Source organism: Pseudolactococcus laudensis (assembly GCF_013449735.1).
In the GTDB taxonomy this organism is placed as follows: domain Bacteria; phylum Bacillota; class Bacilli; order Lactobacillales; family Streptococcaceae; genus Pseudolactococcus; species Pseudolactococcus laudensis.
The window spans coordinates 1-11892 of sequence record NZ_JACBNY010000031.1 but is presented as its reverse complement, the minus strand read 5'-3'; the positions used below and the strand labels follow the sequence as shown (position 1 = coordinate 11892).

Sequence of the window (11892 nt, the reverse complement as noted above, 5' to 3'; positions counted from 1 at the left end):
AGGGCATGGAGACCATTCGAGGAATATATAAAAAGAACCGAAGAAATGGAACGCTCTTCGGCTTTTCGGTGTCTACTGAAATCAAGGTATTAATGGGAATACCAGCCTAAGATATTTGGAGTTCAGAAAGGGTGCGTTTGATTTTCAAACTTCGCAACAGAACCCTTACACCTAATCAATTTGAAAAGGTAAGTGCTTAAAATAAATAGATTAAAATTCTACGTTTGTTACTCTAAAAAATTGACTTAACGTCAGTTATTCAAAAAGATAAGACAAAATAAGTGTAAAAATGGTAAAATAGAAAGTGCTAATCAAGATTCTATTTTATCTTTTTTCATATCGTAACTTGAAAGGATAAAAATATGTATTTTGAAGAAAGAAAAAATAAGGTAGGAAAAATATTCTATGTAGCTAATGAACGTTATGCCGACCCTCTAACAGGCAAGAAGAAGCGTGCCTCTGTGGTTTACCATAGCAATACAGTAAGAGCAAGACGGCAGGCAGAACGAGAGTTGATTGATAAAATTGATTTGATAATTTCAAAAAAACAAGGCGTTTTCAAAAGTTCAACACTATTAACTTTTGATGACCTTAAAAGAAATTGGTTTGAGACATGGAAAACAACCGTAAAACCTCAAACTATTAAACGTGAAATTGTTGTAATCAATCGATTGTCTGAGCTTATCGCAGATGATATATTACTTGACAGTGTAACCCCTCTTTTAGTCCAGAATTGTTTGAAAGAGTATCGAGAAAAATACCATTCCACTCACTCGACAATGCAACATATAAAGTGTACATTGAATAAAATTTTTGATTATGGTGTCCTACACAATGCCATTCCTTTTTCTCCGTCAAGAGTGATAAAACTTAATGCAACGGTTGAAGAAAAACGAGAAAAGAAAAAGCGTAAAGAAGCAAAATTTCTTAATGCTAAAGAAGTGAATGCCTTATTGTCGGAACTGAGAGGACGAAGAAATCTGAACTATTATGATTTAGCTTTGTTTCTCATTGGTACAGGCTGTCGGATAGGAGAAGCCTCTGCTTTGACAATGAATGACATTGACTTTGAAAATCATTTAGTAACGATTGATAAATCTTTACAAGCTCATGATTTAAAAGTTGATGAATTTTATCTTGATACAACTAAGACAGAAGCAGGAGAAAGAATAGGGCAACTGCCTGAGTTCGTCATTCAAGCACTTAGACGAGTGATTGAGCGTAACAAAGTATTTGATAAACACGTAGAGAATCTGCCTTCAAGTGTTTTTAGAAAGGTTGACTTTCTTTTCAGAACTGAATACGGCGCTCCTATTACCTCGCATAGTTTCAGACAGATTTTAGGACGAGTAAATAAAGTCTTAAAATTAAAGTGTCCAGAAAAATATGGCTTTGAGTGGACGAAGAATGCTATTCCTCATAGTTTCAGACATATACACATCTCTGTATTACGAAATGACCCGACTATTCCACTAAAAGAAGTTCAAGCAAGAGTAGGACACGTTCAAGAAGAAACAACAAACGGCTACACTCACTTATTGAGTACCTCACAAGAAAAATCAGTTGAAGCAATTAGTCGTTTTATCGAAAAAATGGGTGTGAATGAAAATATAGCATGAAATCCGTATTTTTGCCCAAAAATTGCCCAAAAATAGAAAAAAAGAAGTTGTCAAGGCCATCAAGCCTTAGTACACAAGGAGTTATAAGAAATGGTAGTAATCCAATGGTTTCCAGGTCACATGTCCAAAGCACGTCGACAAGTTCAGGAAAATTTAAAACATGTTGATTTGGTGATGGAGTTGGTGGATGCCAGATTGCCTTTGTCAAGTCGTAACCCTATGCTTGATAAAATTATCGGCACTAAGCCACGCCTTGTTATCATCAATAAAAAAGATTTAGGTGATGATCTGGAAATTCAAAAATGGGTTCATTATTTTGAAGCGCAGGGCATTTTGGCTGTTAAAATTAATGCGAAAGAACAGCAAACTGTCAAAAAACTGACCAAGGCTGCTAAAGAAGTTCTTTCGGAAAAACTCAAACGTGCCTCTGAGCGTGGGATTCAAAATAAAGCTATTAGAACAATGATTATCGGCATCCCTAACGTTGGTAAATCAACCCTTATGAACCGTTTAGCAGGTAAAAAAATTGCCATTACAGGGAATAAACCTGGGGTTACCAAAGGACAACAATGGCTAAAAACCAATGAAGAATTAGAAATTCTTGACACACCAGGTATCCTCTGGCCTAAATTTGAGGACCAAAGAGTTGGCTTGAAACTAGCTCTAACAGGGGCTATTAAAGATGATTTGATTCCAAAAGACGAAATTACGATTTTTGGTCTGGATTTCTTCAAAGCAAATTATCCAACTGAACTTCAAAAACGTTTTAAATTAACAGATGAGCAAATGAGTTTATCAGCTGTTGATTTAATTGTCTTGTTGACTCAAAAATATGGTTTTAGAGATGATTACGACCGTTTTTACGACTTATTTATCAAAGATGTTCGTGATAGTAAGCTAGGAACTTATACCCTCGACCGTGTGTCAGACCTTGACAAAGAGGATACGCAAGATGACAACGATTAAAGAAGTTAGCGAGCTACTGAAGACTGCTCAAACGCTATCAGACCCCCTATTTGAGCAGTGGTCACACGATACACGACAAGGCGTCCAAAAGTTAATCATCAAGCGACAACGCGACATCCAAGCAGCACTTGATGAAGACGCAAGACTTGATAACCTGCTAGCTTATGAACGACAACTCTATACCCAAAACGTCTCGTTAATTGCAGGCATTGATGAAGTCGGTCGTGGACCGTTAGCAGGCCCTGTCGTCACAGCAGCCGTTATTTTACCAGAGAATTGTAAAATCCCCGGCCTAAATGACAGTAAACAAATTCCAAAAGCGCACCACCAAGCTGTTTATGACCGCGTCATGACAGAAGCATTAGCAGTCGGCATCGGTATCATCGACAATCACATCATCGATCAGGTCAACATCTATGAGGCGACCAAACTCGCCATGTTACAGGCGATTGAGCATCTTGAGCTTAAGCCAGAACACCTGCTGATTGATGCCATGTCTTTGGATATCGATATCCCTCAAACTTCTCTGATTAAAGGAGATGCTAAGTCCATGTCCATAGCAGCAGCATCGATTGTTGCTAAGGTGACGCGTGATAAAATTATGAGTGATTATGAGCAAAAATATCCTGGCTATGATTTTGCACACAATGCTGGTTACGGTACAAAAAAACATCTGGAAGCACTTGCTAAGCAAGGTTTCACAGATATTCATCGTCAATCTTTTGAACCAATAAAATCAATGGTTCATCATATTTAATCATCTAAGCCATAGTATTGAGATAGAATCTGAGCTTTCAGCTCAGAAATTTCAAGATATGGACCAGTCAGTTGAGACCGCAAATACACAAATTCATCAACTATCTGAACACCCACAAATTCTGTGTTCGGGTAGTTTTCGTTTACCTTTAGCATGCGTTCCTTGACGTCTGCGACATTTTCAGAGGTAACTGGCACATCCAGAAAAATATAATGGTCAAGTCGTGAAAGGTTGGCAAGTGCTGTAATGTTGCGATTGGGTACGAAAACCAAGGCACCCGTCCCAGTTGTGAGGGTCAAAGAACGGATACCAATGACAGTGACGGTTCCTGTAATATCCAGATTCTTGAAGTTGACGGTATCGCCGACATTGACTTGGTGCTCGACAATGATGAAAAAGCCATTGATAATATCTGTCATCAAATCTCGTCCAGCAAAGCCAAGACCGACACCGACAATCCCAGCACCAGCAAGTAAACTTGCAACTGGTAGACCAAAGATACCTAAAATCGTATAGATATAGAGAAAAACGGTGAGGTACTGAAATACTGACAAGGTCAGGCGTGAAAGGGTTAAAACACGCGCACTATCGGCAATGTTAATGCGACTATAATTATCAAATAAATGCTTGATAATTCGTCTTAAAATACGATAGAAGACGTAAAACAGTATACTTGCGATGATGACGTAGATGATTTTTTCCACTGCAACATCAAATAGATTTTCTAGGTGTAAGTATTTCAAAATAGACACTCCTAATCAATAATTTTCAGAAAATTGTAGTAAATTCTTGCAAAAAGGCGCAAAAAGGACTAAAATAAGTATAACAAATTTTTAGATAAGATGGGTTTCAGAAATCCATTGATTGCTTGACAGATGAAAGGTTGTTTATGACGATTAATATTGATTGGGAAAATCTTGGTTTTGAATATATGAACTTGCCCTATCGTTTCATTGCCCACTTTAAAGATGGTCAATGGGATGAAGGGAGTCTAACAGAAGATGCCACACTGCATCTCTCTGAATCATCTCCTGCCTTACATTATGGCCAACAAGCCTTTGAAGGATTGAAAGCCTATCGGACGAAATCTGGTGAGATTCAATTGTTTCGCCCAGACCAAAACGCTGAACGCTTACAAAGAACTGCGCGCCGGTTGTTAATGCCACAAGTACCGACTGAGCTTTTTATCAATGCTGCCAAAGCAGTGGTTAAAGCTAACCATGAGTATGTCCCACCTTATGAAAGTGGTGGTAGTCTTTACTTGCGTCCTCTCCTGATTGGCGTTGGTGATATTATTGGTGTCCAACCTGCACAAGAGTATATTTTTACTGTTTTTGCCATGCCCGTCGGTAATTACTTCAAGGGTGGTTTAGCACCAACTAAGTTTATCGTCTCACGAGACTTTGATCGTGCTGCACCACATGGAACTGGGGCAGCAAAAGTAGGGGGTAACTATGCTGCCAGTCTTCTGCCAGGTCAAGAAGCACATGATGCTGGTTATTCTGATGTCATTTATCTGGACCCTTCAACACATACAAAAATTGAAGAAGTCGGCTCAGCTAATTTCTTTGGGATTACCAAGGATAATGAATTTGTGACACCGCTTAGTCCTTCAATTTTACCGTCAATTACTAAGTATTCTCTGTTATATCTAGCAGAACATCGGTTAGGACTGAAAGCCTATGAAGGCGATGTTTATGTCGATGACCTAGAGAAATTTGCTGAGGCTGGAGCTTGTGGGACAGCAGCAGTAATTTCACCTATTGGTGGCATTCAAAACGGTGATGATTACCATGTTTTCTATAGTGAAACAGAAGTCGGACCAATTACTCATAAACTTTACAACGAACTTGTAGGTATTCAAAAAGGTGACGTGGAAGCACCAGAAGGCTGGATTTATAAAGTTGAGGTTGATGCCTAAATTATAGAACTTACATTAGTTTACATAACTTTATTTATGTAAACTTTTTGTTTTCTAAAATAATAGGATCAGTTAAGCAAGTGATTTGAGCCTTATTGTAATTTAAACAACATTTTGCTATTCTATATAAGATACTATTATTTTATAAGGGAGTTTTATGGATAAGAAACTAAGAATCAGTGATTATTTACTGATTGGTTCAATGTTATTTGGGTTATTTTTTGGTGCTGGAAATTTAATCTTTCCTGTTCATATGGGACAAGAAGCAGGTTCTGCTATCTTTCAAGCTAATCTTGGCTTTTTGGTGACCGGTATTGGCTTGCCATTTTTAGGTATTATTGCGGTTGGTCTTTCTCAAAGTTCTGGTCTTTTTGATATGGCATCACGTATTAATCGCAAGTACGCTTATATTTTTACGACGCTATTATATTTAGTTATCGGTCCTTTTTTTGCTTTACCTCGTTTAGCAACCACCTCTTTTGAAGTCGGGCTGTCACCTTTTCTTTCAGACAATGCACAAAAACCTGTTTTAGCTGTTTTTAGTGTTTTATTCTTTTTTGCTGCTTGGTTCTTTTCTCGCAAGCCCTCAAAAATTTTAGATTACATCGGGAAATTTTTGAACCCTTTATTTCTGATTTTGTTAGGATTTTTACTTGTTGTCGCTTTTACACGTCCAATGGGTGGCATCAGTCAAGCAGTAGTCGGCAAGGCCTATCAATCATCACCTTTTGTGTCTGGCTTTACCCAGGGGTATAATACACTTGACGCGCTTGCGGCGTTAGCCTTTGGTATTATCATCGTCACGACCATTCGTCAACGTGGTGTGACCAATCCCAAAGTAATTGCGATTGATACGATCAAAGCAGGTGGGATTAGCGTACTACTCATGGGGATTATCTATACGTGTCTGTCTTATTTAGGGACGATGAGTCTTGGTAAGTTCGCACTCAGTGAGAATGGCGGGATTGCGCTGTCTCAAATTTCAAATTACTATCTGGGAACTTTTGGAACGATTATCTTGGCCTTAATCATTATTATTGCTTGTTTGAAAACAGCAGTTGGCTTGATTACAGCTTTTTCAGAAACATTTGTTGAGCTTTTCCCTAGATTTTCTTACCGTTTTTATGTGATTTTGGCTAGTGTGCTACCATGTTTGTTTGCGAACGTTGGATTGACGAACTTGATTCAAATTTCAATTCCTGTCTTGATGTTCTTATATCCTCTTGCGATTACTTTAATCATACTAGCTTTGTTTAGTCCCTTATTTCATCACTCTAAACGGGTATATCAAGTCACAACTGGCTTTACTCTTATTGCGGCAATATTTGATGGGCTTAACGCTATTCCGATGGGTGAACATCCTAATGTTGTGATGACGCATTTACTGGACTTTGCTAAGCATACCATTCCTTTCTTTTCAATTGGTATGGGTTGGATTGTACCAGCAGCAATTGGGCTTGTCATTGGTTATATTTGGCAAGTAATAGAAAATAAAGTTGGCAAATAATTTTTAATCAAAAAGTCACCTAAGCTATCAGACTTAGGTGACTTTTTGATATTCTATTGATTTTAAGCTTTAGCACGTGTCATTGACTTAATGAAGGCGACAAAGCTTGGAAGTAGGGTCACGACGATGATGCCTAAAATGATAACTGAGAAGTGTGTTTTCACAAAAGGAATATTACCGAATAAGTAGCCAGCGCCAGTTGCGATAAGCGACCAAGATAGGGCAGCGATGAAAGCGCGCTTGATGAAATCACTTGCACTAAATTGACTGATGCCCGCTACAAATGGTACAAACGTGCGAATAATCGGAATATACCGTCCAAGAATGATCGCAAGTGAGCCGTTTTTTTCGAAATACAGTTCAGCCTCTTCGATGTGTTTAGGCTTGATAAGTTTGCTGAAAAATTTATGATTAATCAGCTTGTAACCAGCCGTATGACCGATGAAAAAGTTACAAGTATCACCTATAAATGCCGCAAAGAAGAAGAGAACGAGGAAAATCCAGATATTAAAAGGCATCTCGGGATTAGCCGCTAAAGCACCCGCAGCAAAAAGTAAGCTATCACCAGGTAAGAAAGGCATTACGACTGCAGCAGTCTCAACAAAAATGATGAGAAAAAGTATCAAATAAGTCCAGCTACCAACAGATTGAGCCATTGTGTAAATATGTTGGTCGATATGTAAAATAAAATTAATGAGCATAATGCGCTTTCTATTTTCAATTAAAAATTTGATGCTACCGTTGTCTACTTAGTAGAAGTAGCAGAGGGAGAGAGAAATCTTCAGACAGCTTAAATTATAGCATTTTTTCAATATTTCGCAACCTAGCAGAGTCAGGTACGATTGACTCAAAGCTTATCCAAAGCATCTTTTTGCTCTTCATTGACAATATGCGTATACAGGTCAGTGACTTGCGTAGAGGCATGCCCGAGCTGATGACTAACCAAAACTTGAGAATTGGTCTCAGCATACAACCTTGTCGCCAAGGTATGTCGTAGTTTATGTGGCGTCACGCGTACTTTGAAGACTTTCGAGTATTTGGCAACCATTTTTTCAACACTAGAGTTGTCGATACGATTAGCTTGTTCTTTATAGGAGGTCAAAAATAAAGCCACATCACGTTTACCAGCATGATATCGTTGCTCACGAATTGCCAAATATTGCGTCAGATATGGCGCAGCAAAACCTGCAATGTTGACTGAATCTCGTTTGCCACCTTTTCGTGTGATGTCAACAACCATAGTTTTAAGATTCAAATCATTAAGGTCGACATTAACCGTCTCAGATAAACGAATCCCCGATGCTAGAATCAGTGCAATAATGGCTAAATCGCGTTCTTTGTTCTTGATAAAGGAAGATTTAGCACGATTTGATAGGTCTAATTCATACTCATTATCAATAAAGTCAAGAAAACCTTGCGTTTCATCACCTAAAAACAGTTTATTTTTGATATTTTCTGCACGCGAGGCAAGTGTTTCTTTTTTCTTTTGAGTCGCGACCTTCTTCATGACATTGCGATAGAAGTAGGGCTCACCATTCTCATCCTCAACTTCCTCAGTCAGATACTTATAAAGGCTAGAAAGAGCTGAAAGCGTCCGATTAATTGTCGTTTGAGACACACCATAGGTCGTCGAATAGGTATTAAGTCTTGGTCGCTCACGTAGATACAAAATATAGTTTTCAAGGTCATGCTTGGTCAATTTTTCCAAGGTTTCTAAGGAAATATCAGCCGTTTTCGAGATATTTGAGATGTCAGCATCCATGAGCCAGCTAAAAAAACGTTGATATTCTTTGAGATATTCATACAAGGTATTGAGTGAGTATGGGACAGCGGACTTAGAACGGTAGTATTCCAGTACGAAATCTGGCATAACGTTCTTTAAGTCCTCGATATTTTCAATTAAGCGTTCTCGTTTCATAAGACTAGTATAAGGGATACCTCAACATTTGTCAAGAAAATTACAGTTTTTCTGAAAGATGTTGGTGGTATTTTGAGAGTATGCTATAATAAAGCTTTCTAGGCCTCTGATAAATTAACCTTTGGCCATAAAATCTGCCAGATTCGGTGATTCGTTATACTTCTCTGATGCTAACTTATCTTTTTCAATAATAGCTTTTGCTAAATCGATGTCATTGACGTTGGCGATTTCTAATACATAGTGAATCACATCGGCTAATTCATTCTCTAATGATACATCATCTGTGCTTGCTTTATTTACTTTTTGCTGACTCAAAACCTCAGCAATTTCGCCAATTTCTTCAACTAATTTGATGAATAAATCACTTGTTGAGGGGCTGCTGATATTTTTTCTTTGACATATCGCATCGTATTTTATATTTAAATAATCCTGTAATGACCTAAAAGTTAATTCTGACATAATTTTATATCTCTCTTTATTTGATTAAACTACTTATCTGATAAATGCGTGTTAGACCATCAAACTCACTCTCAGACAAGCCTAGAAACTGCCAATTATATTGTTCATAATAATGCTCGTGATCAGTACACAAATAAACGTCAGAAAACCCAAGTTTACTTGCCTCTATTCTCGCGTGTTCGAGTAATTTCCCGCCAAGTCCTTGCTGACGTTTGCTTTTTTCTACATACAAAGCACAAAGCCAAGGCGTCAAATCTTTTCTAATCATAAAATCGTTTTCAATCAATCCGTAGCTACCAATAATTTCACTATCTTCAAGCATCAGATACCACCTTGGTGTCGGTAATTCTGTTTGCAGACTATCAGTTATCGATGCCTCATAAATTTGTCGCTCAATTCCCCATTTAGAAGAGAAATAATCTACTGCCTCATCTAAATACTCCGGATGTTCTCTGATAGCTATGATTTTTACCATTTACCCCTTCTTTCTATGCATATGCTGGCACAATCTCAGCTATTTTATTTTTAAAATCAACCTTGTAGGCATTATTACTGCCTTCTTTCCCAAAGATACCATTATTGACTTCAATTTTAATAAAACACATTTGTGAATTCGTTTCGTCATTGTGCGCAAAGTACCATGGCTCAAATGCTTTAATAAGCGTCTCTCTTATCATTTGATTAGATGCATCAAGCGGATGACCTATATTTATCGCAATCCCTGTAAAACGACATGCTCTAATTGCTAATGCAACATGAGGATTCGTCAGTATGTCTTTTGCTTTTTGCGAATTCTCATCTGTCACAATGTAAAACCTGCTATCCTGATAGTAAGTATCAACATACCTGACTGTTGGCACATTACCTTTTGCCGTCGCAAGTGCCATCTCACAATCTTTGCCAAATAATTCCGTCATTAATTTTAAACTTTCAGTGTAGTCACTCATATTATTTTTACCCTTATCTTTTTTATGACGATTGATACTAGTTTATCATGTTTCTTGTTATTTATAAAATTATAACTAATGAATAAACAAAGAAAACGTTCGTTTTAAAAACGAACGTTTCTAATTTTAACAATCATTTAAAAGCTTGATCAACCAAAGTTCAGGTCACTACTGATTCAAAGGTACCTAGTTTGGCTTGATTTTGCGGAATATCTAGGGAGACATGTTCTGGGTCCCAAAATAAATCACTCCAACCTTTGACCTGTTTGCCATTTTCGTTGCCAAACAAGGTAGTTGTACTGGTATTTTTATCATCAGCCAAAATCTCAACATCTTTTTGATTAGATAAGTTACTACTTTGATTCGTATCTGTCGTTTTCGCCTGCGTATTTTTGAGAATAATTTTCGCACCCTGTATTTCTCGAGTTGCACCTGTTGTATTTTTCTCTTTGAACGTTGTGGCTTTAGCGTTAACAGACCAGTTGACGCCAGATTTAAAGACACGACCATCGAAAACTTGTAATGTTTGATCCCCTTTCAAGTCAGTGACATCATCAGCAGCTTTTCTCAAAGCTCCCTTCTGAATCCCTTTTGACTGGCTTGAGGAACTGATATTGATAGTCCCAAAATTAAAGGTTTTCGGCCACTTAGTAAAGCTAAGTTCAAGCGCTCCCGTATTTTGCTCCTGGTTAGGATTTTCAAGCGGGTTGCCGGTGGCAAAAGGTGAATTTGGATTAAGTATCAGACCATTCTTACCAAAGGTAACTCTACCATCTGTCAGTATCGTTTGTACTGCTTGACCAGTTTCTTCAAGTGTCCATTCTAAAGTTAAAGGATAGCTTTTTTCTTCCGCTATTTGACGACTGCTTGAAACAAAGATACCTTCTTGATCACCAAACGATATCGTATAATTGAGGCCATCTGTACTTGTCATCAGAGAATCTGATAAAATATCAAAGGCCTGATTTGGTACAAGTTTTATATCCCCCTTTACTGTGCGACAGATCAAATCATGAGGAAAATCTGCCTGTGATGTCTTTAATGTGACGCGTATTTTAAAGGTATTTTTCGCAAGCAAGGTAACTTTAAAGTCTTGTGGCATTTGACTTGTCCGTGAAAATAGTTTAGCGGCACCATAAATATCCATGTCTTCCAAACTATAAGCGTTTTCCAAAGTTTCTTCATCACAAACTGACCAGTTTGTTTTGGGTTTTACTTCTGGTAGGACAATTGGTAATGGTGACGGTGTTATTGGGAGTGTAGGTTCTTTTGGCTGGGCGGGTGTTTCATTTTCGGGACAGACAATAATATAGTTGGATTTATTGTAATTATCAAGAGGTGGCAATACAGTTCCGCTACTTGGACTATAAGACACGATAGCATCGATATCCGCACATAAAACTTCAACCTTTCTTGATGTATGATAACCTTTCCCACTTACCCAGCCTTGTCGACTATCGTAAATGGCATGAAAACGTAGTTTAGGAACTGGTAATTTTAGATCACTTTCCAGATTGGCATACAATTTAAAATTAGGATTACTATTCAGCATATGCTATACAAGCCGCTTGTTCACCCGTTACTGGTAGCGCCCCTTGTTTTGTTCCCGTTGTAGGTAATGGCTCGCCACCAAGTTGATTTTGTCTAGGCGAACTTGGTTTAGGTGTACTTTTGATGTTATCCTTAAATCTTAGAGTCACTATTGTATAATTTAGACAAAGGACAAAAACATGAAAAAACGCTACTCAAAAGAATTTAAAGAAACCCTTATCGCCTTCTATCATTCTGGTCAATCCGT

General features: G+C 37.8%; 13 protein-coding genes and 1 pseudogene. 6 read left to right on the top strand and 8 right to left on the bottom strand.

Annotation, left to right across the window (positions count from 1 at the left end):
* The 4 genes and pseudogenes from HZR21_RS10555 to rnhB all read left to right on the top strand — a co-directional run.
* Window positions 1–110 (top strand): annotated as a pseudogene (locus tag HZR21_RS10555) (IS6 family transposase); the annotation flags it as partial.
* Between the two features lie 252 nt (window positions 111–362).
* Entirely contained in the window at window positions 363–1619 is a 1257-nt protein-coding gene (locus HZR21_RS10550; protein ID WP_180747600.1) for a tyrosine-type recombinase/integrase, read from the top strand.
* 90 nt (window positions 1620–1709) lie between these two features.
* The gene (gene ylqF / locus HZR21_RS10545) at window positions 1710–2585 is read left to right on the top strand and encodes a ribosome biogenesis GTPase YlqF (protein WP_180747599.1); all 876 of its coding nucleotides are present in this window, start codon (window positions 1710–1712) and stop codon (window positions 2583–2585) included.
* Window positions 2572–3342: a ribonuclease HII gene (rnhB, locus tag HZR21_RS10540; protein ID WP_180747598.1), complete on the top strand. Its 771-nt coding sequence runs from the start codon at window positions 2572–2574 to the stop codon at window positions 3340–3342. The genes ylqF and rnhB overlap by 14 nt, the downstream gene beginning before the upstream one ends.
* Here rnhB and HZR21_RS10535 read toward each other — a convergent pair.
* Window positions 3339–4094: a mechanosensitive ion channel family protein gene (locus HZR21_RS10535; protein ID WP_180747597.1), complete on the bottom strand. Its 756-nt coding sequence runs from the start codon at window positions 4092–4094 to the stop codon at window positions 3339–3341. The genes rnhB and HZR21_RS10535 overlap by 4 nt on opposite strands.
* Before the next feature lie 137 nt (window positions 4095–4231).
* On the opposite strand from HZR21_RS10535, the gene HZR21_RS10530 reads away from it, so the two are divergent.
* Both HZR21_RS10530 and brnQ read left to right on the top strand, forming a co-directional pair.
* Window positions 4232–5263: a branched-chain amino acid aminotransferase gene (locus HZR21_RS10530; RefSeq protein WP_180747596.1), complete on the top strand. Its 1032-nt coding sequence runs from the start codon at window positions 4232–4234 to the stop codon at window positions 5261–5263.
* Window positions 5264–5420: 157 nt separating this feature from the next.
* Entirely contained in the window at window positions 5421–6770 is a 1350-nt protein-coding gene (brnQ, locus tag HZR21_RS10525; protein ID WP_180747595.1) for a branched-chain amino acid transport system II carrier protein, read from the top strand.
* A gap of 62 nt (window positions 6771–6832) precedes the next feature.
* Here brnQ and HZR21_RS10520 read toward each other — a convergent pair whose 3' ends face one another.
* The 7 genes from HZR21_RS10520 to HZR21_RS10490 form a co-directional block, all read right to left on the bottom strand.
* Window positions 6833–7474, bottom strand: coding sequence for a VTT domain-containing protein (locus tag HZR21_RS10520; protein WP_180747601.1), 642 nt, complete (start codon window positions 7472–7474; stop codon window positions 6833–6835).
* Between the two features lie 143 nt (window positions 7475–7617).
* Window positions 7618–8688, bottom strand: coding sequence for a tyrosine recombinase XerS (gene xerS / locus HZR21_RS10515; protein WP_180747594.1), 1071 nt, complete (start codon window positions 8686–8688; stop codon window positions 7618–7620).
* 114 nt (window positions 8689–8802) lie between these two features.
* Window positions 8803–9147, bottom strand: a complete 345-nt coding sequence (locus tag HZR21_RS10510; protein WP_180747593.1) for a MazG nucleotide pyrophosphohydrolase domain-containing protein — start codon at window positions 9145–9147, stop codon at window positions 8803–8805.
* Between the two features lie 16 nt (window positions 9148–9163).
* Window positions 9164–9622, bottom strand: coding sequence for a GNAT family N-acetyltransferase (locus HZR21_RS10505; protein WP_180747592.1), 459 nt, complete (start codon window positions 9620–9622; stop codon window positions 9164–9166).
* Between the two features lie 13 nt (window positions 9623–9635).
* Window positions 9636–10064, bottom strand: a complete 429-nt coding sequence (locus HZR21_RS10500) for a pyridoxamine 5'-phosphate oxidase family protein (RefSeq protein ID WP_246307851.1) — start codon at window positions 10062–10064, stop codon at window positions 9636–9638.
* A 190-nt stretch (window positions 10065–10254) separates the two neighbouring features.
* On the bottom strand, window positions 10255–11646 hold the full coding sequence (locus HZR21_RS10495; protein WP_180747590.1) for a WxL domain-containing protein: 1392 nt from the start codon (window positions 11644–11646) through the stop codon (window positions 10255–10257).
* Window positions 11636–11794: a hypothetical protein gene (locus HZR21_RS10490; protein ID WP_180747589.1), complete on the bottom strand. Its 159-nt coding sequence runs from the start codon at window positions 11792–11794 to the stop codon at window positions 11636–11638. The genes HZR21_RS10495 and HZR21_RS10490 overlap by 11 nt, the downstream gene beginning before the upstream one ends.
* Between the last annotated feature and the right edge of the window lie 98 nt (window positions 11795–11892).